Annotated in this window: 24 protein-coding genes; 12 read left to right on the forward strand and 12 right to left on the reverse strand. The window is 66.8% G+C overall.

The features are described from left to right. Positions 1–133 precede the first annotated feature (133 nt). The 5 genes from HB724_RS06455 to HB724_RS06475 all read right to left on the reverse strand — a co-directional run bounded on the left by HB724_RS06455 (position 134) and on the right by HB724_RS06475 (position 4,932). A complete protein-coding gene (locus HB724_RS06455; RefSeq protein ID WP_213980087.1) occupies positions 134–643 on the reverse strand; it encodes a tetratricopeptide repeat protein in 510 nt (169 codons plus the stop codon). A gap of 32 nt (positions 644–675) precedes the next feature. Beyond that, a complete protein-coding gene (locus HB724_RS06460) occupies positions 676–1,860 on the reverse strand; it encodes an RsmB/NOP family class I SAM-dependent RNA methyltransferase (RefSeq protein ID WP_213980088.1) in 1,185 nt (394 codons plus the stop codon). A gap of 293 nt (positions 1,861–2,153) precedes the next feature. Next, on the reverse strand, positions 2,154–3,611 hold the full coding sequence (gene guaB, locus HB724_RS06465; protein ID WP_213980089.1) for an IMP dehydrogenase: 1,458 nt from the start codon (positions 3,609–3,611) through the stop codon (positions 2,154–2,156). A 63-nt stretch (positions 3,612–3,674) separates the two neighbouring features. Beyond that, positions 3,675–4,070, reverse strand: coding sequence for a hypothetical protein (locus HB724_RS06470; protein WP_213980090.1), 396 nt, complete (start codon positions 4,068–4,070; stop codon positions 3,675–3,677). 43 nt (positions 4,071–4,113) lie between these two features. Continuing rightward, positions 4,114–4,932 carry a CoA ester lyase gene (locus tag HB724_RS06475; RefSeq protein ID WP_213980091.1) on the reverse strand — a complete coding sequence of 273 codons (819 nt, stop codon included), beginning with the start codon at positions 4,930–4,932 and terminating at the stop codon, positions 4,114–4,116. A gap of 29 nt (positions 4,933–4,961) precedes the next feature. On the opposite strand from HB724_RS06475, the gene HB724_RS06480 reads away from it, so the two are divergent. The 3 genes from HB724_RS06480 to HB724_RS06490 are packed head-to-tail and all read left to right on the forward strand — an operon-like array spanning position 4,962 to position 8,246. Next, positions 4,962–5,975: an SPFH domain-containing protein gene (locus tag HB724_RS06480; RefSeq protein WP_213980121.1), complete on the forward strand. Its 1,014-nt coding sequence runs from the start codon at positions 4,962–4,964 to the stop codon at positions 5,973–5,975. A gap of 1 nt (position 5,976) precedes the next feature. Continuing rightward, entirely contained in the window at positions 5,977–6,420 is a 444-nt protein-coding gene (locus HB724_RS06485; RefSeq protein ID WP_213980092.1) for an NfeD family protein, read from the forward strand. A 20-nt stretch (positions 6,421–6,440) separates the two neighbouring features. Continuing rightward, the gene (locus tag HB724_RS06490) at positions 6,441–8,246 is read left to right on the forward strand and encodes a DUF885 family protein (RefSeq protein WP_213980093.1); all 1,806 of its coding nucleotides are present in this window, start codon (positions 6,441–6,443) and stop codon (positions 8,244–8,246) included. 20 nt (positions 8,247–8,266) lie between these two features. On the opposite strand, the gene HB724_RS06495 is transcribed toward HB724_RS06490, so the two are convergent. From HB724_RS06495 to HB724_RS06505, 3 genes are all read right to left on the reverse strand, one after another. Continuing rightward, positions 8,267–9,538 carry a hypothetical protein gene (locus HB724_RS06495; protein WP_213980094.1) on the reverse strand — a complete coding sequence of 424 codons (1,272 nt, stop codon included), beginning with the start codon at positions 9,536–9,538 and terminating at the stop codon, positions 8,267–8,269. A gap of 189 nt (positions 9,539–9,727) precedes the next feature. Beyond that, positions 9,728–10,096 (reverse strand): hypothetical protein, encoded by a 369-nt coding sequence (locus HB724_RS06500; protein WP_213980095.1) that lies wholly within the window; start codon positions 10,094–10,096, stop codon positions 9,728–9,730. A gap of 91 nt (positions 10,097–10,187) precedes the next feature. Further along, positions 10,188–11,795, reverse strand: coding sequence for a phosphoenolpyruvate carboxykinase (locus HB724_RS06505; protein WP_213980122.1), 1,608 nt, complete (start codon positions 11,793–11,795; stop codon positions 10,188–10,190). A 208-nt stretch (positions 11,796–12,003) separates the two neighbouring features. On the opposite strand from HB724_RS06505, the gene HB724_RS06510 reads away from it, so the two are divergent. The 8 genes from HB724_RS06510 to HB724_RS06545 are packed head-to-tail and all read left to right on the forward strand — an operon-like array spanning position 12,004 to position 17,900. Further along, the gene (locus HB724_RS06510; protein WP_213980096.1) at positions 12,004–12,711 is read left to right on the forward strand and encodes a response regulator transcription factor; all 708 of its coding nucleotides are present in this window, start codon (positions 12,004–12,006) and stop codon (positions 12,709–12,711) included. Beyond that, positions 12,680–14,251 (forward strand): stimulus-sensing domain-containing protein, encoded by a 1,572-nt coding sequence (locus HB724_RS06515; protein ID WP_213980097.1) that lies wholly within the window; start codon positions 12,680–12,682, stop codon positions 14,249–14,251. Before HB724_RS06510 ends, HB724_RS06515 begins: the two co-directional genes overlap by 32 nt. Then, positions 14,251–14,694, forward strand: a complete 444-nt coding sequence (locus tag HB724_RS06520) for an aldolase (RefSeq protein ID WP_213980098.1) — start codon at positions 14,251–14,253, stop codon at positions 14,692–14,694. Before HB724_RS06515 ends, HB724_RS06520 begins: the two co-directional genes overlap by 1 nt. Beyond that, positions 14,691–15,614 carry an RNase adapter RapZ gene (rapZ, locus tag HB724_RS06525; protein WP_213980099.1) on the forward strand — a complete coding sequence of 308 codons (924 nt, stop codon included), beginning with the start codon at positions 14,691–14,693 and terminating at the stop codon, positions 15,612–15,614. Before HB724_RS06520 ends, rapZ begins: the two co-directional genes overlap by 4 nt. A 16-nt stretch (positions 15,615–15,630) precedes the next feature. Next, complete coding sequence (locus HB724_RS06530; protein WP_213980100.1) at positions 15,631–16,038, forward strand: PTS sugar transporter subunit IIA; 408 nt, start codon at positions 15,631–15,633, stop codon at positions 16,036–16,038. Beyond that, positions 16,035–16,307 (forward strand): HPr family phosphocarrier protein, encoded by a 273-nt coding sequence (locus tag HB724_RS06535; RefSeq protein WP_213980101.1) that lies wholly within the window; start codon positions 16,035–16,037, stop codon positions 16,305–16,307. Before HB724_RS06530 ends, HB724_RS06535 begins: the two co-directional genes overlap by 4 nt. 42 nt (positions 16,308–16,349) lie before the next feature. Next, the gene (locus HB724_RS06540; protein ID WP_213980102.1) at positions 16,350–17,153 is read left to right on the forward strand and encodes an RNA methyltransferase; all 804 of its coding nucleotides are present in this window, start codon (positions 16,350–16,352) and stop codon (positions 17,151–17,153) included. Positions 17,154–17,204: 51 nt separating this feature from the next. Further along, entirely contained in the window at positions 17,205–17,900 is a 696-nt protein-coding gene (locus HB724_RS06545; protein WP_213980103.1) for an META domain-containing protein, read from the forward strand. A 195-nt stretch (positions 17,901–18,095) separates the two neighbouring features. On the opposite strand, the gene HB724_RS06550 is transcribed toward HB724_RS06545, so the two are convergent. Then, entirely contained in the window at positions 18,096–18,884 is a 789-nt protein-coding gene (locus HB724_RS06550; protein WP_213980104.1) for a DUF2189 domain-containing protein, read from the reverse strand. A 133-nt stretch (positions 18,885–19,017) separates the two neighbouring features. On the opposite strand from HB724_RS06550, the gene HB724_RS06555 reads away from it, so the two are divergent. Next, positions 19,018–19,419 (forward strand): hypothetical protein, encoded by a 402-nt coding sequence (locus HB724_RS06555; protein WP_213980105.1) that lies wholly within the window; start codon positions 19,018–19,020, stop codon positions 19,417–19,419. Positions 19,420–19,481: 62 nt separating this feature from the next. On the opposite strand, the gene rmuC is transcribed toward HB724_RS06555, so the two are convergent. The 3 genes from rmuC to recR all read right to left on the reverse strand — a co-directional run bounded on the left by rmuC (position 19,482) and on the right by recR (position 22,346). Further along, positions 19,482–20,852 (reverse strand): DNA recombination protein RmuC, encoded by a 1,371-nt coding sequence (gene rmuC / locus HB724_RS06560; protein WP_213980123.1) that lies wholly within the window; start codon positions 20,850–20,852, stop codon positions 19,482–19,484. Between the two features lie 340 nt (positions 20,853–21,192). Beyond that, positions 21,193–21,717 (reverse strand): peptide deformylase, encoded by a 525-nt coding sequence (gene def, locus HB724_RS06565; protein WP_213980106.1) that lies wholly within the window; start codon positions 21,715–21,717, stop codon positions 21,193–21,195. 32 nt (positions 21,718–21,749) lie between these two features. Beyond that, complete coding sequence (recR, locus tag HB724_RS06570) at positions 21,750–22,346, reverse strand: recombination mediator RecR (RefSeq protein ID WP_213980107.1); 597 nt, start codon at positions 22,344–22,346, stop codon at positions 21,750–21,752. Positions 22,347–22,385 lie beyond the last annotated feature (39 nt).

The raw sequence follows: 22,385 nt of genomic DNA on the forward strand, positions 1-22,385 counted from the left end.
GCCAAATCCTACATTGCAACCCCGGCGAAGGCCGGGGCCCAGTATCGAGCCAGTGCGAGGCGAGGGCGCAGTTGCCCCAGGCGACATTGCAACTGGGCCCCGGCCTTCGCCGGGGAAAGGATATAGCGATGCCTTACGGCTTGGCGGTCGCCGCGGCGTCGGGCTCGTCCGCCTGCGCGGTCGAGGTGACGGGCGGCCCCTTGGCGATCGCCGCCGCAAGCGTGTTGGCGTCGTTGCACGCGCCGTTGCAGATCGTCTTGATCTTGGCGAGATTCTCCTTGGCGCGCTCGACCGCGCCCTTCGCCACCATCGCCTCGCCCTGACCGCGCAGCGCGGCGAGGTCGTTCGGCTCCAGCGTCAGCGCCTCGCGATAGAGGCGGATCGCCTTGCCGGGCAGCCCGGTGCCGCGCGCGATCTCGGCAAGGACGACGAACGCCTCGCGATTGCGCGGATCGACCGCCAGCGCGGATTCGAGCAGATCGTTGGCGCCGTCGAGATTGCCGGCCGCCTGGGCCGCGCGCGCCTGTTGCAGCAGCGCGAGCGACTTGGGATCGATCTGGTCGTCGGGCCGCTGCGCCATCAGGCCGGTGGATACCGTAAGCACCACCAGCGCCGCCGCCGCCGAGATCGCCGTGATCCGCATCGAAATCTCCGAAATTGAACGTCTTGTCGCTATCATGGCCTTGTCATCTTCGCGACAAAAAAGCCGTCGGTCGAGTCCCTGAATGGCGTGAGCCGCAGCCCCGGCCCGCGCGGCGTACCCGCATGTAGGTCGGGTGCCACCGCTTTCCAGTCCGGATGCGTATCGAGGAAGCGCTGCGCCTGTTCCGCACCTTCGGCATCGAGCAGCGAGCATACGATATAGGCGAGCGATCCGCCCGGCTTCACCAGCGTCGCGGCCAGATCGAGCAGCATCGCCTGGGTCGCGACCAGCTTCGCCAGCCGATCGGGCGTCAGCCGCCACCGCGCCTCGGGATTGCGGCGCCAGGTGCCAGTGCCCGAACAGGGGGCGTCGATCAGCACCAGATCCGCCAACCCCACCTGGTCCGCAAGGATCTCCACCTCGCGGCGCGGATCGAGCAATCGCGTTTCGGCGATCGTCACCCCTGCCCGCGCCGCGCGCGGCATCAGGCGCGACAGGCGCGGACGATCGATGTCGCAGGCGAGGATCGAGCCGCGATCTGCCATCGCCGTCGCCAGCGCCAGCGTCTTGCCGCCGCCGCCCGCGCAGAGATCGATCACATGCATGCCGGGCGCGGCGCCCGCCGCCAGCGTCACCAACTGGCTGCCGGCATCCTGCACCTCGAACTGCCCGTCCTCGAAGGCAGGCATCCGCTCGACCGGCGTGTCGCCCGGCAGGCGGAGGCCATCGGGCAGATGGGCCAGCGAAACCGCCTCGGGCATCGACTTCGCCACCGTCGCCACATCGGCCTTCAAGCGATTGACGCGAAGGTCCAGCGGCGCGCGTTCGAGCAGCGCCGCCTGCTCCTCCTCGCCAAGACCCGAAGCCGCCATCGCCTCGGCGAGCCATGCGGGCAGAAATCCTGAGGCCGCGACCGGCTCGCCGGGAACGATCACGGCGGGGCCGTAGCTCGATCCGTCGAACGCGGCCTCTAGCTCCGGCCGCGCCGCGACCAACGCCAGCATCGCCGCCCGCCCGCTCTCCGGCCGCTCGCCGCACAGGCGGATCGCGTCATAAACAAGCTCGCGGACCGCGCGGCGATCCTTCGAGCCCGCATAGCGCCGCTCGACGAACCAGCGGGCGATCAGCGTGTCCGCCGCCGCACCCTGGTTGCGCGCGGCATCGATGATCCGGTCGAGCAAGTCGATCGCCGCCTGGACGCGCGCGGCGGGAGTCATGGATGCACTCCCCGTCGATCAGGTTGACACGGTTGACACGTATATTGCGAAAAAACCTTCCCCTCCGTTGGACGACCGACAAGGCGAGCGAGCGAGCAAAGGAAAGGCGGAAGTGCGCGGATCATCGGCAGAGCCAAGCAGAGCAAATCCTATTTGGGAAGTCCGGGCGCCGTCGACAGGTGGAAAGGCCGGTGAAGCGTGCCGCGAGGGACAACGGCGCTTCGCACCGCCCCTCCACCATGCTGCGCATGGTCCCCCTCCCCGAGCAGAGCTCGGGGAGGAATTGCGGAAGCTTAGCGCGTAGGATAGTTCGGCGCCTCGCGGGTGATCGTCACGTCATGGACATGGCTTTCGCGCAGGCCCGCGCCGGTGATCCGCACGAACCGCGCCTTTTTCTGGAATTCGGGGATCGTGCCCGCGCCGACATAGCCCATCGCCGCCTTCACGCCGCCCACCATCTGGTGGATGATGTCGCGCGCCGGGCCCTTGAACGGCACCTGGCCCTCGATGCCCTCGGGCACGAGCTTGAGCTGGTCCTTGATGTCCTGTTGGAAATAGCGATCGGCCGAGCCCTTCGCCATCGCCCCCACCGAGCCCATGCCGCGATACGACTTATAGGCGCGGCCCTGATAAAGGAACGTCTCGCCCGGCGCTTCCTCGGTGCCCGCCAGCAGCGAGCCGACCATCACGGCGGAAGCGCCCGCGGCGATCGCCTTGGCGATGTCGCCCGAGGTGCGGATGCCGCCATCGGCGATCACCGGCACGCCCGACTTCGCCGCCTCGCTCGCGGCATCGAGCACGGCGGTGAGCTGCGGCACGCCGACGCCGGCGACGACGCGCGTCGTGCAGATCGAGCCCGGGCCGATGCCGACCTTGACCCCGTCCGCGCCCGCGCCGATCAGCGCCTTGGCCGCTTCGGCGGTGGCGATGTTGCCAGCGATGACCTGGACACTGTTGGAGAGCTTCTTCACTCGCTCGACCGCGCGGCTGACGTCCTTGTTGTGGCCATGGGCGGTGTCGATCACCACCAGGTCGACGCCGGCATCGACCAGCGCCTCGGTGCGCGCGAAGCCCTTGTCGCCCACCGTCGTCGCCGCCGCGGCGCACAGGCGGCCGGCCGCATCCTTGGTCGCGTTGGGCGAGGTGACGGCCTTTTCGATGTCCTTCACCGTGATGAGGCCGACGCAGCGATATTCGGCATCGACCACGAGCAGCTTCTCGATCCGGCGCTGGTGGAGCAGGCGGCGCGCATCCTCCTTGCCGACATCGATCGAGACCGTCGCGAGGTTTTCATGCGTCATCAGCTCGGCGACCGGCTGGTTCGGATTCTCGGCGAAGCGCACGTCGCGATTGGTGAGGATGCCGACCAGCTTGCCGCCATTCTCGATGATCGGGATGCCGCTGATCTTGTGCTGCTGCATCAGCGCCTGCGCCTCGGCCAGCGTGCCGCTGGGGCGCATCGTGATCGGATTGACCACCATGCCGCTCTCGAAGCGCTTGACCTGGCGGATCGCCTCGACCTGCTCCTCGACCTCTAGGTTGCGGTGGATCACGCCGATGCCGCCGAGCTGCGCCATCACGATCGCCATGCTCGCCTCGGTGACGGTATCCATCGCCGAGGAAAGCATCGGGATGTTGAGCGCGAGCGTGCGCGTCACCTGGGTCCGCGTATCGGCCATGCTCGGCACGATCTCGGACTCGCCCGGATAGAGAAGGACGTCGTCGAAGGTTAGGCCGAGGGGAATATCCATGAGGTGCGCCAAAGTCCTGAGTCGGAGGTTGGCGGCCCATGTAACCGCGAGGGGGGCATTCCGCTAGGGGGCGAGCGCGAGCCACGGATAGAGGATCGGCTTCTGCTCCGCGAGCTTGGCGCGGATCACCGCGCGCAGATCGGCGGAGGCGGCGCAATAGCCCGGCCAGTCGCTCGCCACGGCCGCAGGAGTCCAGGTGCCGACATGCGCGGTGTAGCGGGTGCGCACGATCATGCTCCTGTCATGCTCGACGCGCGCGATTTTGGCCTTCTCGCCGCCCTGCGCGGTGGCCTTGCGGAGCAGCGCGTCGATGCACTTGCGCCGCGCCATGATGGCCCGCGAGATCCGGTAGCGGGCGTTCGAGAGGAGCGTCAGGTCGAATGCGGGCTGTGCGGTCAGCGTCTCGAGCGCGTCGAGCGCCGCCAGCAATTCGTCATCCAGGGCACGCAGATCGGACATGCTATTCATATAGCGGGTCGGCGGCGCGCGTGGGGGAACGCGCTTATATTTCGCGTGCGAAACGCTCCAGCAGCGCGCGCGCCTGCTCGACATGCATCGCCTCGATCATCCGGTCGCGGAAGCGCTCGGCACCTCCGGTCGCCGCCTCGATCAGCGCACGGGCATCGGCGATCTCGCTCTCGGTCGGGCCGAAGGCATGCGCCGCGACCACGATCTGGTTCGGATGAATCAGCGATTTGCCGTCGAACCCCAGCGCCCGCCCGTAGCGGCACTCGGCCGCCAGCCCGTCGGGATCGCCGAGCGCGTTGAACACGCCGTCGAACGCCCAGGTCTGGCTCGCCCGCGCCGCCAGCACGATCGTCTGGAGCGACAGCGACAGCCCTTCGCGGCCCGCGTCCGCCGGTATCCCCAGCGACACGCGCAGATCGTTGACTCCGGCGATCAGTCCGCCGACACCCGGCGCAGCGGCGATGTCCGCGGCGGCGAGCACGCCCCGCGCCGTCTCGATCATCGCCAGCAGCGGCTTGGCGGTGGCCCTGGCGACCGCGGCGGCATCCGCCGCGCTTTCGACCTTGGGCAGCACCACGAAATCGCAGGCCGATCCGGCCACCGCCGCCACATCGGCACCGTGCTCGGCCGCATCGATCCCGTTCACCCGGATCGCGCACAGCCGATCGCCGAACCCCTCGGCCGCCGCCGCGACCGCCGCCGCCCGCGCGGCATCCTTGGCGTCGGGCCGCACGGCGTCTTCCAGGTCCAGGATCACCATGTCGGCATCGAGGCCGCGCGCCTTCTCGATCGCGCGGGGATTGGATGCGGGGAGGAAGAGCGCCGTGCGCGGCGCCAAGCGGGCTGTGGTCATGGCCCCTCTCTATGCTAGCAAGCATGGCTATGGCGAGTGGAGTCGGGGGAATCGAAGTGCTGAACGTCTTTCTGATCGTCCTGGTGGCCGTGGTGCTGCTCTACCTCTTCTCCAGCGTGAAGATCGTCACGCAGGGCTATCAATATACCATCGAATATTTCGGCCGCTTCACCGCCGTCGCCTCGCCGGGGCTGAATTTCTATCCCGCCTTCTTCTATCGCGTCGGCCGCAAGGTGAACATGATGGAGCAGGTGATCGACATTCCGGGGCAGGAGATCATCACCAAGGACAATGCGATGATCTCCACCGATGGCGTGGTGTTCTTCCAGGTGCTGGATTCGGCCAAGGCGGCTTATGAGGTCTCCGACCTGTATCTGGCGCTGCTCCAGCTCACCACGACCAACCTGCGCACCGTGATGGGATCGATGGACCTGGACGAGACTTTGTCGAAGCGCGACGAGATCAATGCGCGGCTGCTGAATGTGGTCGATCACGCGACGACGCCCTGGGGCGTGAAGATCACCCGCGTCGAGATCAAGGACATCCGCCCGCCCGCCGACATCGTCAACGCGATGGGCCGCCAGATGAAGGCCGAGCGCGAGAAGCGCGCCAACATCCTGGAGGCGGAGGGCATGCGCGCCTCCGAAATCCTGCGCGCCGAGGGGCAGAAGCAGTCGCAGATCCTGGAGGCCGAAGGGCGCCGCGAAGCCGCGTTCCGCGACGCCGAGGCGCGCGAGCGTTCGGCCGAGGCGGAGGCCACCGCGACCCGCGCCGTCTCCGAGGCGATCGAGAGCGGCAGCACCCAGGCGATCAACTATTTCATCGCCCAGAAATATGTCGAGGCGATCGGCAAGTTCGCGACCTCGCCCAATGCCAAGACGATCCTGTTCCCGGTGGAGGCGACCCAATTGATGGGAACGCTGGGCGGCATCGGCGAGCTTGCCCGGGAGGCGATCGGCGGTTCCGGTCCCAAGCCGCCGACGCCGCCCGCATCGCCGGCTCGTCCGCGGTCTTCGCCGTTCACGCCGCAACAGGAGGGATGAGATGCACGCGCTGCTCGCCATGCCGGGGCTAGCCTGGCTGATCCTCGCCGCGGTGCTCGCGATCGTCGAGCTGATCGTGCCGGGCATCTTCCTGGTCTTCGTGGCGGCGGGCGCGGCGGTGGCGGGCGTGGTGACGCTCATCATCCCCGATTTCGCGCTGACCTTTCAGGTGGCGGTGTTCGTCATCGCGTCCGCGGCGGCGGTGGCGATCGGGCGGAAATGGTATCTCGACAATCCGGTGCCGAGCGCGGACCCGCTGCTCAACGACCGCATCGCGCGGCTGATCGGCGAGATCGTGATCGTGGTGGAGCCGATCGAGGCCGGCTCGGGCCGGGTTCGCGTGGGCGACGGCGAATGGCTGGCGAATGGCCCTGACACGCCGGCCGGCGCCAAGGTGCGGATCATCGGCGCGCGCGGGCTTTCGCTCGACGTCGAACCCGCCTGAATCCCTTCAAGGAACTGCCCATGCGTACCGATCGCCGCCAACTCCTGCTCGGCGCAGGCGCCACGCTTGCGCTCAGCGCCCTGCCCGCCCGCGCAGCGCCGGCCGCCGATGCCGACGCGCTGATCGCCCGCATCGCCGAGACGTTCCTGACCGACTATCCCGAGACCGCGACGACGCTGGGCGTGGACAAGGACGGGCGGGCGCCGCTCAAGCACCGGCTCACCGATCGCTCGATCAAGGGCCAGCGCCGGATCGCCGAGCATCTGCGCGGGGCGCTGGCGGATATCGCCAAGCTGGACCTCAAGGTGCTCGATCCGGCGATGCGGACGCATATCGACGTGGTCCAGGCGTCCTATGGCAACGCGCTGGAGGGGTTCGCCTTCGGCTATGGCGACGTCGCGGTGGGCGGGTGGCGCAACTCGCCCTATGTCGTGGTGCAGAATGTCGGCGCGTTCCTCGATACGCCGCGGATGCTCGACAGCGATCACCAGATCGCGACTCCCGAGGACGGCGAAGCCTATCTCGACCGGCTCGAATCCTATGCCGAGCAGCTCGACGGCGAGACCGAGCGGCTCAAGATCGCCGCGGCGAAGGGCGTGACCGCGCCCGATTTCCTGCTCGACAAATGCCTGAAGCAAATCCGGCTCGCGCGCGGCGGCAATCCGGCCGGCTGGGATGTGGTGACCTCGGTCGCCAATCGCACCGCGGGGATGGAGGGCGATTTCGGCGAGCGCGCCTGGCTGCTCGCCAAGGACAAGGTGGGGCCGGCGCTCGACCGGCAGATCAAGGAGCTGGAGCGCCATCGCGCCCGGGCCAACGCCAATCCCGGCGTGTGGAAGTTCAAGGACGGCGACGCCTATTATGCCTGGGCGCTGCGTGCCGGCACCACGACGACGATGACGCCGGAGGAGGTCCACCAGATGGGCCTCGACCAGCTCAAGGCGATCCAGGCCGAGATGGACACGATCCTGAAGGCCGAGGGATACAGCCAGGGCAGCGTCGGCGCGCGGATGACCGCGCTCGGCAAGGATCCGCGCTTCACCTTCCCCGACAATGACGAGGGCCGCGCCCAGATCGTCGCGCTGCTGAACGATCGCATCGCCGACATCCGCAAGCGGATGCCCGACGCCTTCCACACGCTGGTGAAGGGCAATGTGGAGGTGAAGCGCCTGCCGCTCGCCGAGGAGCCCGGCGCGCCCGGCGCCTATGGCGGCCCGGGCACGATCGACGGCAGCGTGCCCGGGCGGCTATGGATCAACCTGCGCTCGACCGGCATCTGGACGAAATACAGCCTGCCCGATCTCGCCTATCACGAATCGATCCCCGGCCATGTCTGGCAGGGCGAATATACGTTCAAGATGCCGCTGATCCGCTCGCTGCTCCAGTTCAACGCCTATTCGGAAGGCTGGGCGCTGTACGCGGAGCAGCTTGCCGACGAACTGGGCGTCTATGCCGCTAGTCCGGCGGGCAAGCTCGGCTATCTCCAGTCGCTGGGGTTCCGGGCGTGCCGGCTGGTGGTGGATACCGGGCTCCACGCCAAGCGCTGGACGCGCGAGCAGGCGATCCGCTGGTTCGTCGAGGCGAACGGATCGACCGAGGACGAGGTGCAGGGCGAGGTCGATCGCTATTGCTCCTGGCCGGGCCAGGCGTGCGGCTACAAGGTCGGCCAGAGCGAGATCAACCGGCTGCGCGAGCGGGCCAAGGGGGCGCTCGGCGAGCGCTATGACTTCAAGGCGTTCAACGACGCGGTGGTGCTGGGCGGCAACGTGCCGATGACCGTGCTCGGCCACATCGTCGATCGCTATGTGGCCGAGCGGAAGGGATGATCGGCGTCGCCGGACAATGCCTATCGCGGCTTCTCTATTCCCACAGTGACGTCGGTCGGGGCTGATGGCGCAGTTTCGTCCTTGGTTGCGCGTGCCGTTATGACAAGTGCGGCATCGGCGACTGCGGCCGCGGCCGCGTCCTTCGTCGAATTGGGCGCGGTCTTTGCCGCCGTCATGAGGACGGCGAGGCGGTCCTTATCAACGTTGTAAACATCCCTGATATGACCGAGATCGGTCTTGACCCAATCGTTCGTGCTAAGCTCCACCGCGCGGACCAGTTCCTTGATGTCCGACTTGTTCTCGCTGGTCAGCTTCTGGTTTATTCCGCGGCTGCCAATCTGTCCTTTGCAAAGTTTCCTGCGCAAATCCTCGCTTTGAAGCGCGATGCAGATGAAATCTATTTCCTGGGGACTGGGCGCCGGATCCGAAAACAGCCATTTGAGGAGAACAACCTGATTGGAGCTCACTCCCGCGATCTTGCTTGTCGACTCGCTGTCGCTGTCCTCGATTTCGCTGAGCACCATCGCGATGCGGCTGAACAACAGATCGACATGCGGATCGAGGCCAGTGGCTGAACTGTCGCGATAGAAGATCTTGACCTTTCCGGCATCCACCGCATCGTTGACCAGCCGCTTGATCTCATGCGGCGTGCAGATCATCTGATATTGTTTCAGTGCCCGAACTGCCTGATCGAAATCCGTCGGCGCCTTGGCCGGCGAAAGCGTTTCGGTGCGAAGCGCCGAGAAGGCGTCGTTCACCAGCCGCTGCACCTTGCCGATCTCGGGCGAGAAGAAAAAGACGTTCGAAAAATTGTTGATCGACGAAAGCGCGGCGCCGTTCGCCAGTCCCGTCGCAGTAACCAGATCGTCGGACGCGCCGACAAGGCCCAACGTCGACGTTAAAACCGTCGAGATGATTTCGACTTCCCGATGGAGAAAATCCATCTTCTGCGCGCTGCGTCCGATCGAAGCGAAAAACAGTTCGCAGCGCAGCTCGATCAGCGTCATGCCGAGCCTGGTTGTTTCAAGCGCCTTGACGTCGAGATTTCGCGGGTCGGGAGTCCCGCCATAATCGGCGTCATAGGTCTCCTTGTACCGCTTCAGATAAGCATTCGCGAGCGTGGGAGCGCCGAGCTTGGCATCGTTGTCCGCAATCTTACCGTCATAGAGCAAGCTGCGCGGCTGCTCCGTATCGCTGACGATGCCGACCGGCGGCACGTGATATTTGTCGATGGCCTTGCACGAGCAAAGCAAAGCCGCGCACAGAAGCGCGGCAAAGTGCGAGAACCGCATCCCCACCCCCTGGATATTCCCCGGGGGACATTGGGATGGGATTCACGCAGGAGCTGCAACCGGGGACTGGTCCGCTTCAGTCCGCAAACCCGGCCAGATAGGTCCACAACCGATCTTGAATGCCGGAAACCACCGGACGCGACGCCCAAGGGAAGCGAACCCGCCTCCCTTGGGAATTCACGTGCGGCGTTACTTCTTCCCGCCCAGGAAGCCCGAGGCGAGGCTGGTCAGATCGTTGATCGGATTGCCGTCGCCGTCACGGTCGAGCATGCCGGTCACCGAGCTCAGGATACCGCCGCCCTGGCTCTGCAGCAGAGAGGCGAACTGGCCGAGGGAACCTTCGCCGCCGATATGGCCGATGATCTCCTGGAGCTTCTCCAGCGGCAGCCCGGTCTGGGCGGCCGCGGTCTCGGCGGTGTCGCCTTCCACCGGATGCGCCTGGGCCAGCGCGGTCACGGCCGATTCGGCATGCTCGGGCGAGAGGCCGACCTTCGCCGCGAGATTGGCGATGTCCACGTTCTGAGTGATCTGGCCGAGAAGGCCGTCGAGAATGCTCATCGAACTGTCCCTTTTGAGGTTACGCACTGCGGCATGTGATTAACACGCGCCGCTATGCGGCGCGAGTGGCCGTGCCACGAATTTACATGTTTCAGGCGAGGGCCGGCGCCGCCTGGGACTGGGGCGCGGCCTGCCGCACGCCTTCGTCGACATGGCTTTCGAACTCGGCGAAATTCTCGACGAACTGATCGACCAGCCGGGCGGCGGTGGCGTCATATTCGGCCTTGTCCGCCCAGGTCTCGCGCGGATCGAGGATGCCGGCATCGACGCCCGGCGCGCTGACCGGCACCATGAAGCCGAAATTCGGATCCCGGCGATAGTCGACCGAATCGAGCCCGCCGTCGAGCGCCGCGTTCAGCAGCGCGCGGGTCGCCTTGATCGGCATGCGCCGGCCGACGCCGTATTTGCCGCCGGTCCAGCCGGTGTTGACCAGCCAGCATTTCACCCCGCCCTTCGCGATCCGCTCCTTGAGGAGATTGCCATAGACCGACGGATGGCGTGGCATGAACGGCGCGCCGAAACAGGTCGAGAAGGTGGCCGAAGGCTCGGTGACGCCGATCTCGGTGCCGGCGACGCGCGCGGTATAGCCCGAGAGGAAATGGTACATCGCCTGTTCGGGCGTGAGCTTCGCGATCGGCGGGAGCACGCCATAAGCGTCCGCGGTCAGGAAGATGATATTCTGCGGCACCGGCCCCATATTGTGCTCGGAAGCATTGGGGATGAAGTCGATCGGATAGGAGCCGCGGCTGTTCTCGGCCAGGCTGTTGTCGTCGAAATCAAGCTCGCGGGTCTCGGGATCGATGACCACATTCTCGAGCACCGTGCCGAAGCGCCTGGAGGTGGCGAAGATCTCCGGCTCGGCCTCGGCCGAGAGGTTTATCATCTTGGCGTAGCAGCCGCCCTCGAAATTGAAGACCGCCGTATCCGACCAGCCATGCTCGTCGTCACCGATCAGCGTGCGGCTTGCATCGGCCGAAAGCGTGGTCTTGCCGGTGCCCGACAGGCCGAAGAACACCGCCGTGTCGCCGTTCGGACCGATATTGGCCGAACAGTGCATCGGCATGATGCCCTGGACCGGCAGCAGATAGTTGAGCAGGCCGAACACGCTCTTCTTCATCTCGCCGGCATAGGCGGTGCCGCCGATCAGGATCAGCTTCTCGGTGAAACTGACTGCGATCACCGTCTCGCTGCGGGTGCCGTGACGCTCGGGATCGGCGCGGAAGCTCGGCAGCGCGATGATCGTGTATTCCGGGACGAAATCGGCCAGCTCGCTTTCCTCGGGCCGCACGAGCAGCGTGCGGATGAAGAGATTGTGCCAGGCCAGCTCGTTGATGACGCGGACCTTCACCCGATGCTCGGGCTGCGAGCCGCCGAACAGATCCTGGACGAACAGCTCGTCGCGCGCGCCGACCTCGGCGAGGAAATCGGCCTTGAGCGCCGCGAAATGCCCGGGCGTCATCGGCTTGTTGGTCTTGCCCCACCAGACATTGTCCTCGGTCTCGGCATCGCGGACGATGAACTTGTCCTGCGCGCTGCGGCCGGTGTGCTTGCCCGTGGCGACCACGAGCGGACCATGCCTGGCGAGCCGGCCCTCGCCGCGGCGAATGGCGTGCTCGACCAGCGGGGCGGTAATCAGATTCCAATGGATCGTGGCGCCGGTCCCGATGCCTTGCGCATCGAGGCCGTGGCGCGGCTTCATGTCAGTCACCCAGTGCCTCCTATTCGTGACCCTGCTCTTCACAGGGCTCGCCCGCGCGTTTTGCCGCGTCGAGCAATATTATTGCCCTGTCAGTCGCATGAGGGCCAAAGGATGGTCAATCCGGGTAAACGTTGTCAGCTTGTTGAGGCGACAGGAACTTTGGTCTAACCGTGGATATGATGTTTCCGAGCCACTTCCGGGCCGCCAGATGAGCGCCACGATCGCGCTGGTCGACGACGACCGCAACATCCTGACCTCGGTCTCGATCGCCCTCCAGACCGAGGGCTTCCTGACGCGCGTCTATTCCGATGGGGAAAGCGCGCTGAAGGCGCTGATCGACAATCCGCCCGACCTGGCGGTGCTCGACATCAAGATGCCGAAGATGGACGGACTCGAGCTTTTGCGCCGCTTGCGCGAGAAGAGCGCGATCCCGGTGATCTTCCTGACCAGCAAGGACGACGAGCTCGACGAGGCGCTCGGGCTGGCGATGGGCGCGGACGATTATATCGCCAAGCCGTTCAGCCAGCGGCTGCTGATCGCGCGCATCCGCGCCATCCTGCGCCGCACCGAGCCGGTGCAGCCCAGCGCCGACGGCGCCGAATCGGAACCGGCCGAAGTGCTGGAGCGCGGCCGGCTGAGCATGGACCCTGCCCGCCACCGGGTGACCTGGAATGGGACGAACGTGACGCTGACCGTCACCGAATTCCTGATCCTCGAGACGCTGGCGCAGCGGCCGGGCATCGTGAAGACGCGCAACCAGCTGATGGATGCCGCCTATCAGGACGACATCTATGTCGACGACCGGACGATCGACAGCCACATCAAGCGCGTCCGGCGCAAATTCCGGCAGGTGGACCCGGAATTCGATGCTATCGAAACGCTCTATGGCGCGGGATACCGTTTCTCGGACGAATGAAGAGCGCGACCTTGCGCTCAAATGGTCGAACCGCGTCAGCCTCACGCCGAGGATCCTGGCGGTCAACATCTTCGCGCTGGCGCTGCTCGGCGGCGGCTTCTCGTACCTCGATTCCTATCGCAGCCGGATCGTCGACAGCCGGGTGGAGCAGGCCAGCCGCGAGGTAAGGCTGATCGCCCAGGCGCTGGCCTCCGCCACCGACAAAAGGCGCGACCTGCTGGTGCTCAGCCTGGCGCGCGACATGGGCACCCGCATCCGCCTCTATGGCGAGGACGGCAAGATGATCGCCGACAGCCGCGAGCTGGGGCTGCGCAATGTCGTGCTGCGCGATCCCGACAAGGATCCCTGGGGCCAGTCCGCCGCGCGCTTCCTGGATGCGGTGATCGATACCGTGGCGGGGGCCGACCGCGCCCCGCTCTACCGCGAGCGCGCCAAGGATCATGGGCTCGACTGGCCCGATGTGCGGACCGCCCAATCCACCCATGGCGGCGCGGCGACCGTATGGCGCGCGCCGGACCGGACGCCGGTGATTACCGCCGCGGCGCCGATCACCGATCTCGGCGTGGTGATGACGACATCCAACGCCCGCGACATCACCCAGACGGTGCGAATCGAGCGCTTCCGGCTGAGCGTGGTGCTGGCGATCGTCTCGATCGTCTCGATCCTGCTCTCGCTGTTCCTGGCGCGGACGATCGTGCGGCCGCTGCGCCGGCTCGCCCGCGCCGCCGTCCGCGTGCGGCTGGGGCGCGCCCGCGAGGTCATCGTGCCGCGCCTGCCCGAGCGCAGCGACGAGATCGGCCTGCTCGCCCGCGCGCTTTCCGACATGAGCCAGGCGCTCAGGGCGCGGATCGACGCGACCGAGAGCTTCGCCGCCGATGTGACGCATGAGCTCAAGAACCCCCTCGCCTCGCTGCGTTCGGCGGTGGACGGGCTCGCCAACGTCAAGGATCCCGCGCTCCAGGCCCGGCTGCTGGCGATCGTGCAGGACGATGTGCACCGGCTCGACCGGCTCATCAGCGATATCTCCGAAGCCTCGCGACTCGACGCACAGCTCAGCCGGGCGACGTTCGAGCCGGTCGATATCGGGCAGATGATCCAGGCGCTGCTCGATCAGCGCGAGGCGCGTGGGCTGCCCAACGGCATCCGCATCGTCTTCGATCGCCGGGCCGAGCCGCTGATCGTGCTGGGCGAAGGCGCGCGGCTGGAGCGGGTGTTCGACAATCTGATCGAGAATGCGATCTCCTTCTCGCCCGAGAACGGGCTGGTCACGATCTCGGCGGCGAACGAGCGGCAGACGCTCGTCGTCCGCGTCGCCGACGAAGGCCCCGGCGTGCCCGAGGAAGCGCGCGAGGCGATCTTCCGGCGCTTCCATTCGGTGCGGCCCGCGACGGAAGCATTTGGTCAGCATTCGGGGCTAGGGCTTGCCATCGCGAGGACGATTGTCGAAGGCCATCAGGGGAGCATTTCGGTGGAAGCGCGGGAGGACAGGTTGAGCGGAGCGCGATTCGTGGTTCGACTGCCGCTGGCGGCACGCGACTGATGCCCGAGCCACGCCTTCCCGAGGTTTCGACCGAGACCGTGCAGGCGGCCTGTGTCGCGGTGAACGGCCGCGCCGTGCTGATCGAGAGCCGATCGGACGAGGCCCGCACCGATCTCGCCCTGCGGATGATCGACCGCGATGCCGTGCTCGTCGCCGACGATTGCGCCATCTGCGTGCGGCAGGAGGGCGTGCTGCTCGCCAGCGCGCCCGTCGCGAGCCGCGGACGGATCGAAGTGCGGGGGCTGGGCATTGTCGAACTGTCCTATGCGGAGCGCGTGCCGGTGGACCTGCTCGTCGTGATCCTCGATTCGCCGCCGCGCTTTCCCGAGGAACAGCGCACGCGGCGCATTGCCGGCATCGACGTGCCGGTGCTGCCGCTGGCGGCGCTCGATCCTTCCGCGCCGATCAAGGTGGAGCTGGCGGTGGGACGATTCGGCCGATGAGCCGCACGCGGCCGAAGAACATCCTGCTCGTCACCGGCATGTCCGGCGCGGGCAAGTCGACGGTGCTGCGCACGCTGGAGGATCTGGGCTGGGAGACGGTGGACAACCTCCCCCTCCTCCTGCTCAACCGCCTGCTCGACACCGCGCCGGGCGAAGGCGCGGACGGCGACGACGATCGGCCGCTGGCGCTGGGCATCGGCACCCAGACGCGCGGCTTCGACGCCGAGAGCATCGTGCGGCGCATCAAGAAGCTGCGCGAGGAGCATGGCCATGACGTCGGCACGCTGTTCCTCGAATGCGCGGGTTCGGAGCTGGAGCGGCGCTATTCGGAGACGCGGCGGCGGCATCCGCAAGCGCAGGACCGGCCGGCGAGCGACGGCATCACCCGCGAACGCGAATTGCTGGGGCCGCTGCGGCGCTGGTCGAATCGGCTGATCGACACCACCAGCCTGACCGCCAACGAACTTGCCCAGCAGATCCGATCGACCTTTTCGGGCGACGGTCTGGGCCAGACGACCCTCTCGATCCTGTCGTTCGGCTTCGCCCGCGGCCTGCCGCAGAACGCCGATCTGGTGTTCGACATGCGCTTCCTGCGCAATCCGCACTGGGAATCGACGCTCCGTCCCGGGACGGGGAAGGATGCCGACGTCTCCGCCTACATCGCCAGCGATCCCGCTTATGGACAGGCGATGGCGCAGATCGAGGCGCTGCTGCTGCTCCTTCTGCCGCGCTATCAGGCTGAAGGAAAAGCATATGTTACCGTCGCATTCGGCTGCACGGGCGGGCGGCATCGCTCGGTCCATGTCGCCGAACGGATGGCCCGCCGGTTGCGCGAGGAAGGATTTTCGCCCACGGTGACCCATCGCGATTTGCAGACGGCACCGCAGGACTCGCTAGAAGGCGCGCCGGTGACCATATAAGGGGTCGGAGTACACGATGATCGGTCTGGTACTCGTGACGCACGGGCGGCTCGCAGAGGAGTTCGTCGTCGCGATGGAACATGTAGTGGGCAAGCAGGAACGGATCGCCCCGATCTGCATCGGCCCCGACGACGACATGGAAAGCCGCCGCGCGGACATCGCCGCGGCGATCAAGAGCGTCGATTCGGGCCGCGGCGTGATCGTGCTGAGCGACCTGTTCGGCGGCACGCCCTCGAACCTCGCCATCTCGCTGATGGAAGCGGGACGGATCGAAGTGATCGCGGGCATCAACCTGCCGATGCTGATCCGCCTGGGCAGCGCTCGCAAGACGATGAAGGTGACCGATGCGGTCGCGGCGGCACGCGATGCCGGCCGCAAGTACATCACGGTCGCCTCGGAGGTTCTGGGCGAGGCCGCCGCGTGAGCCGCACCGTCCGCACCGTCACGATCGAGAACCGCCGGGGCCTGCACGCCCGCGCCAGCATGGCCTTCGTCACCCTCGCCACCAGCCAGCCCGTCGAGCTGATCGTCGAGAAGGACGGATCGAGCGCATCGGGCACGTCGATCCTCGACCTGATGATGCTCGGCGCCGCCAAGGGCGACAGCATCACGATCAGCGCCGAGGGCGACGGCGCCGAAAGCGCGGTGCAGGCGCTGGTCGCGCTGGTCGAGGCGCGATTCGGCGAAGAGTGAGCCGTTCGACAAGCCCTGCCCGATCGGTCTAGGGGCTGCGCCATGCCCCGCGAGATAACCGCCTTTTCCAATCCGCTCATCAAGCGGGTCCGCAACCTGCGCGACAAGAAGCACCGCCGCGAGGAGGGCCTGTTCCTCGCCGAGGGGCTGCGCATCTTGACCGAGGCTCGCGAGGCGGGGCGGCTGCCGGAATATCTGTTCTTCGCCCGCGACATGGCCAACCACCCGCTGGTGCGGACGCTGGTCGCGGCGACCGAGGCGGCCGGCGGCGAGGCGATCGAGACCAATGCCGACATCCTCTCCAAGCTCTCGGGCAAGGACAATCCGGGCGCCGTCGTGGGCGTCTATCCCGAATTCGCGGTGGGGCTCGACGCGCTCGACCGGAGCAAGGCGCCGATCTGGCTGGTCGCCGAGCGGCTGCGCGATCCAGGCAATCTCGGCACGATCCTGCGCACCGCCGACGCGATCGGCGCGGGAGGGCTGATCCTGATCGACGACTGCGTCGATCCCTTTTCGGTGGAGGCGGTGCGCGCCAGCATGGGGGCGCTGTTCACCGTGCCGGTGGCGCATGCCGGCTGGGCGGACTTCCTCGCATGGCTGCGGGAGGGGCCGGGGCAGCTCGTGGGGCTGAGCCTCGACACCGAGTTCGATTATCAGGCGCCGCGCTATCAGGCCCCCACTTTCCTGCTGACCGGCAACGAGGCGCAGGGCATGCCCGATTTCATGGCCGCCGAATGCGACCTGCTCGTCAAGATCCCGATGCTCGGCAAGGCCGACAGCCTGAACGCGGCGGTGGCGACCGCAGTGATGGCCTATGAGGTGCTCAACCAGCGGCGGCACGGCTAGGAAATCCGCCGTTCAGGCGTAGAAGCGCATAAGAGGGACGGGAGAGAGAAGATGCGTGTTTCCGCCGTTTCCGCGGCCGGCCTGCTGGCCCTGGCCGCCTGCATGCCCGCCGATGCCAGCGCCCAGGGCGCCGCCCCGCCCTATCATGCGCTGGGCACCCAGCCCTTCTGGTCGGTGACGATCGACGGGCAGACGATCCGCTACGAGCCCGCCAACGGCACGACGATGACCGTCCCCAGCCCGCAGCCGATCATCGGCTTCAACGGCGAGCGCTACGAGACGCGACGGCTGACCGTGGACATCACCCATGTGAAGTGCAGCGACGGGATGAGCGACCGGACCTATCGCGATACGGTGGTGCTCACCGTGGACGGGAGGAAGCTGCGCGGCTGCGGCGGCGAAGGTGCGACGCCGGCCACGCTGCTGGAAGGCGAATGGGCGATCCAGTCGATCGCGGGCCGCCGCCCTGCCCCCGGCACGCCGCCCATGGTCCGATTCCAGGGGACGCAGATCAACGGCAGCACCGGCTGCAACAATTTCGGCGGCGGCTTCCGCTTCGAGCGCGGGCATTTGACCACGGGCGCGCTGATCACCACCCGGCGCGCCTGTATCGGGCCGGCCAATGCGCAGGAGCAGAACCTGCTCAAGCTGCTCGGCCAGCGGCTGAGCGTGAGCCGCAACCGCAGCGGCAGGCTGGTGATGACCGGGCGCGGCGGGCAGGCAGTGGTGCTGGCGCGGGTTCGCTGAAAGCCCGAGTCGCAGGCAAAGCGGCCTGTCGAGCGGTAACAGGATACCTGCCGGTTGACTCATTTGACCCTCCCCGTGCGCGAGCGCGCGCGCCCGGGCGCGCGAGGTGAGGGTGATGATATTCGGATATCAAAGAGCAATGGCGTGGATTTCACGCGAAATCCTACATTGCAATCCCCTTCCTCCGGCGATCGATCAGCGCACGACGAGCCTGGTATAGAGGTGCCAGGTCGCATAGCCGAGCACCGGCAGGACGACCGCCAATCCAACGAACAGGGGTATCGATCCCAGCACCAGCAAGGCCGCGACGATGAGCCCCCAGCGGAGCATGACCCCCTTGTTCGCCGCGACGGCACGGATCGACGTATCGATCGCGGTCCGCGCGTCGACGTCCCTGTCGACGAGCATCGGCATCGACACGACGCTCAACGTCAGCACCGCTATCGCGAAGAACAGCCCGGCGAGGTTGCCGACGACGATCAGCGCCCAGCCCTGCGGGGTCGTGAACAACTGCGTCACGAACGCGCCCAGGGTCAGCGGCTCGGTGCCCATCAATCCGAAATAGAGGCCGGCGGCGACGGCCAGCCAAGCCAGAAAAACTGCCAGCAGCAGCCCCACCACGACGGAGATCGAGTCGAGCGCGGGGCGTGTGGCAAAGCCGAAGAAATGCGACCAATCGGAGGGCAGCCCCTGCTCGCGGCGGCGCGCCAGTTCGTAGAAGCCGATCGCCACGGCCGGGCCCAGCAGCGAGATCCCGGCGGCAAGCGGGAAGAAGAAGGGAATGAGCGAACCCTGGAGCGCCACGATCGCGGCGATCAGGCCGACCGCCGGATAGATGATGCCGACGAAGATCAGGTCGCCGCGCCACTCCAGCAAATCGGCCCAGCCCTGCCGGAGCGCATCCCTGAGATCCGCGGTGCCGATGGTGCGGACTTCATACGTCTCCGCGGGACGATCCATGCCTTCGAAATGAGCGACTGCCATGACGCGCTCCTTTGATCCCCGGCCGGCCGGTCATACGCTTCTCGCGACGTAACCGCAACGCGACCAGGAATAGCCATCGCAAGGCTGCCGGGCATTCATTCCCCAGTCAGGGGAATTATGGTAACACTCGCTCATGGCTAAGCTCATCCAGATCCTGCTCCTGAGCGCGGCCGCGATCGCCGTGCCGGCTGGCGCCGCGCAGCGCGACACGCCCGAGGCGAAGCTGCAGAAGATGCTCACGGGCCGCGTGGAGGGTCCGGCGGTCGATTGCATCAATCTTTCGACGATCACCTCCAGCCAGATCATCGACGGCAAGGCGATCGTCTATCGATCGGGCGGCAAGCTCTACGTCAACGAACCGCGATCGGGAGCGGACTCCCTCAACGATGACGACATACTCGTGACCCGCACCTTCAGCTCGCAATTGTGCAGCGTCGATACGGTGCGCCTGATCGATCGCACCTCGCGGTTCCCGCGCGGCTTCGTGTTGCTCGGCAAGTTCGTGCCCTATACCAAGCCCAAAGCGGCGAACTGATTTCGATCGCCCCGCGCGGCCGGACCGGAAGCGGCGATACCGCGATTCCCTGAAGCCGCGCGCTATTCCGCCGCTTCGGCCTTTGCCTCGATTTCCGGAAGCTCGATCTCGGCATGGCTCGCCAACAGCTCGACCGGAGGGATCGATTCGATCTCCCGGGCGCCGGGCTCGATATTGAGGTCGCGCAGTTTCCGCGCCGAGACCAGGGCGCGCGTCTCCAGGCTGTTCGCGAAGGTGTTGAAGTTCTTGACCGCCGTGTTGAGGCCGCTGCCGACGACGCGCAGGTCGCCCAGCGCCTTGGCGAGGCGATCGTAGAGCTCCTTGCCGAGTTCGCCGATCTGGCGGGCCTCCTTGGCGAGCTTCTCCTGGCGCCACACCGCCGAGACGGTGCGGGCGATCGCGATCAGGTTGGTCGGCGTCGCCAGCAGCACGCGCTTGTCGAAGGCGAAATCCCAGAGCGTGGGGTCGTGCTCCAGCGCGGCCGACAGGAAATGCTCGCCGGGGACGAACATGATGACGTAATCCGGCGCGTCCTCGAACTGGTTCCAATAGGCCTTGTTGCCGAGGCCGTTGATATGCGCCTTCATCGAGGCGGCGTGCAGCGCGAGGCCGCGCAGGCGCTCGGTATCGTCGACCGCGCCGAACGCATCCTGATAGGCGTTGAGCGAGACCTTGGCATCGATCACCAGCGCGCGGCCGCCCGGCACGCGGACGATCGCGTCGGGGCGCAGCCGCCCGCCATCCTCGCCCGCGACATTCACTTCGGTCTCGAAATCGGTGTGCTCGGAGAGGCCGCAGGTCTCCAGCACGTTCTTGAGCTGCTGCTCGCCCCAGCGGCCGCGCGACTTGGGGGCGTTGCGGAGCGAATTGACCAGCTTGGCGGCCTCGGTGCTGACGCGCTCGGTGCCGATCCGCATCTGCTCGATCTGGCCCTTGAGTTCGCCGAACGCATCGCGGCGCTCGGCCTCGACCTTGGCGACGCCTTCCTCATAGCGCTGGAGACGATCGCTGACCGGCTGGAGCATCGACTTGAGATTGATGCCGGCAAGCTCCTCGGCTTCCTTGAAGCGGGCCGAGGCGCGTTCGAGGAACTTTTCCTGCGCCTTGTCGAGCAGGCTGTTGGCGACCTCTCCGAATTGCGCGGCCATCATTTCCTTGGCCTCGCGCAGCTCGATCAGGCGGTTCTCGAAGGCTTCAGCCTTGGTGCGCAGCTCGGCGAGCTGGAGGCGGGCGATGTCGCGCTCGTCACGGATGCCGGCGAGTTCGTCGCGGAGCGGCTGGACCTGTGCCGCGCGCTCCTCCGCCGTGGCGAGATCGGCGATCGCGGCCTTGAAATCATCCTCGCGACGCTGGGCTTCGGCGCGCGCCTCGGCGGTGCCGCGTGCGCCGAGGAACCAGCCGAGACCGGCGCCGACGACGAGCGCCGCGATCATGAGGATGAGTGAAGTCGGATCCAATTACGCCTCCCGCCGGAACAGAAGGCGAACCTAAACGGGTCCGGGACTCAGGGCAAGCGGATCGCGACCAAGCGCGCGATACGGTCGTTCGCAGGGTTCTCGCCGATTTCCCATTCCGGCGAAAGCCGAGAGCCAGAACTCAGTCAGGAAACCACGGCCGCAAAGAACTTGCGTCACCCCGGCCGAAGTGCCGGGGTCTACCGTGCGGCCGGGAGAGCCGCTCGAAGCCTAGAGGGGCTCTCTCGCGGATAAGTGGACCCCGGCACTTCGGCCGGGGTGACGAGGGGAAATCCGGAGGGCATGGGAAAAGCGAAGATCAGGCGGCCTTGCGGGCCTTGTTGAGCTTCTTGAGGATCATGTCGCGCTTCAGGCGCGAGAGATGATCGATGAAGACGATCCCTTCGAGATGGTCCATCTCGTGCTGGATGCAGGTGGCGAGCAGCCCTTCGAACTGCTCGTCATGCGCATCGCCCTTCTCGTCGAGCCATTTGACGCGGCAGCGCGCGGGGCGCTCGACATCGGCGAACTGATCGGGGACCGACAGGCAGCCCTCGGTATAGACCGACTGTTCCTCGGCGGGTTCGAGGATCTCGGGGTTGATGAAGACGCGGGGCTCGCGGATCGGCTTGCCCTCCTCGTCCTCCTGCTCCTGGAGGTCCATGACGATCACGCGCTTGGGCACGCCGACCTGGATCGCGGCCAGGCCGATGCCGGGCGCGTCGTACATCGTATCGAACATGTCGGCGATCAGGGCACGCAGTTCGTCGTCCACCTTCTCCACGGGTTGGGAGATGAGGCGCAGGCGCGGATCGGGTACTTCGATGATGGGTAGGAGAGCCATAGGGGGAAATTTAGGTGTCCGGAGGTGCGGGGTCAAGCAACCGGACGGCGCGCGCGGAGCGCCTGGGCGAGCGTGCCTTCGTCGAGATAGTCGAGCTCGCCGCCTACCGGCAGGCCGTGCGCGAGTTGCGTGACGCGGACGGGGTAGGATTCGATCCGCTCGGCGATGTAGTGCGCAGTGGTCTGGCCTTCGAGCGTAGCGTTCATCGCGAGGACCACTTCGTCGATGCCCCCGGCGGCGATGCGGCGGACCAGGCTGTCTATGCGCAGATCCTCGGGGCGGATGCCTTCGAGCGCGGAGAGGCGGCCGCCGAGCACGTGGAACTTGCCGGGGAAAAGGCGCGATCGATCGAGCGCCCAGAGATCGGCGACCTCCTCCACCACGCAGAGCGCGCGGGCGTCGCGGCGGGGATCGGCGCAGATCGCGCAGGGGTCCGCCGTGTCGACATTGCCGCAGATCGAACAGGTGCTGAGATGCCTGCTGACCGCGCCCAGGGCGGCGAGCAGCGGATCGAGCGCGGTCTCGCGCTTCTTGAGCAGATGGAGCACGGCGCGGCGGGCCGAGCGCGGGCCGAGGCCGGGCAGCCGCGACAGGGCCTGGGTGAGCGCTTCGATTTCGGGAGAAGCCATGGCCGCAGACATAGGGGCTTGCCAGCGCTCCTGCCAAGC

The organism is Sphingomonas sp. dw_22 (genome assembly GCF_018449795.1).
Classification (GTDB): domain Bacteria; phylum Pseudomonadota; class Alphaproteobacteria; order Sphingomonadales; family Sphingomonadaceae; genus Sphingomonas.

Bases quoted from the DNA above. Each gene is read 5' to 3' on its own strand.
- HB724_RS06455 (WP_213980087.1), bottom strand. From the start codon at position 643: ATGCGGATCACGGCGATCTCGGCGGCGGCGGCGCTGGTGGTGCTTACG.
- HB724_RS06460 (WP_213980088.1), bottom strand. From the start codon at position 1,860: ATGACTCCCGCCGCGCGCGTCCAGGCGGCGATCGACTTGCTCGACCGG.
- guaB (WP_213980089.1), bottom strand. From the start codon at position 3,611: ATGGATATTCCCCTCGGCCTAACCTTCGACGACGTCCTTCTCTATCCG.
- HB724_RS06470 (WP_213980090.1), bottom strand. From the start codon at position 4,070: ATGTCCGATCTGCGTGCCCTGGATGACGAATTGCTGGCGGCGCTCGAC.
- HB724_RS06475 (WP_213980091.1), bottom strand. From the start codon at position 4,932: ATGACCACAGCCCGCTTGGCGCCGCGCACGGCGCTCTTCCTCCCCGCA.
- HB724_RS06480 (WP_213980121.1), top strand. From the start codon at position 4,962: ATGGCGAGTGGAGTCGGGGGAATCGAAGTGCTGAACGTCTTTCTGATC.
- HB724_RS06485 (WP_213980092.1), top strand. From the start codon at position 5,977: ATGCACGCGCTGCTCGCCATGCCGGGGCTAGCCTGGCTGATCCTCGCC.
- HB724_RS06490 (WP_213980093.1), top strand. From the start codon at position 6,441: ATGCGTACCGATCGCCGCCAACTCCTGCTCGGCGCAGGCGCCACGCTT.
- HB724_RS06495 (WP_213980094.1), bottom strand. From the start codon at position 9,538: ATGCGGTTCTCGCACTTTGCCGCGCTTCTGTGCGCGGCTTTGCTTTGC.
- HB724_RS06500 (WP_213980095.1), bottom strand. From the start codon at position 10,096: ATGAGCATTCTCGACGGCCTTCTCGGCCAGATCACTCAGAACGTGGAC.
- HB724_RS06505 (WP_213980122.1), bottom strand. From the start codon at position 11,795: ATGAAGCCGCGCCACGGCCTCGATGCGCAAGGCATCGGGACCGGCGCC.
- HB724_RS06510 (WP_213980096.1), top strand. From the start codon at position 12,004: ATGAGCGCCACGATCGCGCTGGTCGACGACGACCGCAACATCCTGACC.
- HB724_RS06515 (WP_213980097.1), top strand. From the start codon at position 12,680: ATGGCGCGGGATACCGTTTCTCGGACGAATGAAGAGCGCGACCTTGCG.
- HB724_RS06520 (WP_213980098.1), top strand. From the start codon at position 14,251: ATGCCCGAGCCACGCCTTCCCGAGGTTTCGACCGAGACCGTGCAGGCG.
- rapZ (WP_213980099.1), top strand. From the start codon at position 14,691: ATGAGCCGCACGCGGCCGAAGAACATCCTGCTCGTCACCGGCATGTCC.
- HB724_RS06530 (WP_213980100.1), top strand. From the start codon at position 15,631: ATGATCGGTCTGGTACTCGTGACGCACGGGCGGCTCGCAGAGGAGTTC.
- HB724_RS06540 (WP_213980102.1), top strand. From the start codon at position 16,350: ATGCCCCGCGAGATAACCGCCTTTTCCAATCCGCTCATCAAGCGGGTC.
- HB724_RS06545 (WP_213980103.1), top strand. From the start codon at position 17,205: ATGCGTGTTTCCGCCGTTTCCGCGGCCGGCCTGCTGGCCCTGGCCGCC.
- HB724_RS06550 (WP_213980104.1), bottom strand. From the start codon at position 18,884: ATGGCAGTCGCTCATTTCGAAGGCATGGATCGTCCCGCGGAGACGTAT.
- HB724_RS06555 (WP_213980105.1), top strand. From the start codon at position 19,018: ATGGCTAAGCTCATCCAGATCCTGCTCCTGAGCGCGGCCGCGATCGCC.
- rmuC (WP_213980123.1), bottom strand. From the start codon at position 20,852: ATGATCGCGGCGCTCGTCGTCGGCGCCGGTCTCGGCTGGTTCCTCGGC.
- def (WP_213980106.1), bottom strand. From the start codon at position 21,717: ATGGCTCTCCTACCCATCATCGAAGTACCCGATCCGCGCCTGCGCCTC.
- recR (WP_213980107.1), bottom strand. From the start codon at position 22,346: ATGGCTTCTCCCGAAATCGAAGCGCTCACCCAGGCCCTGTCGCGGCTG.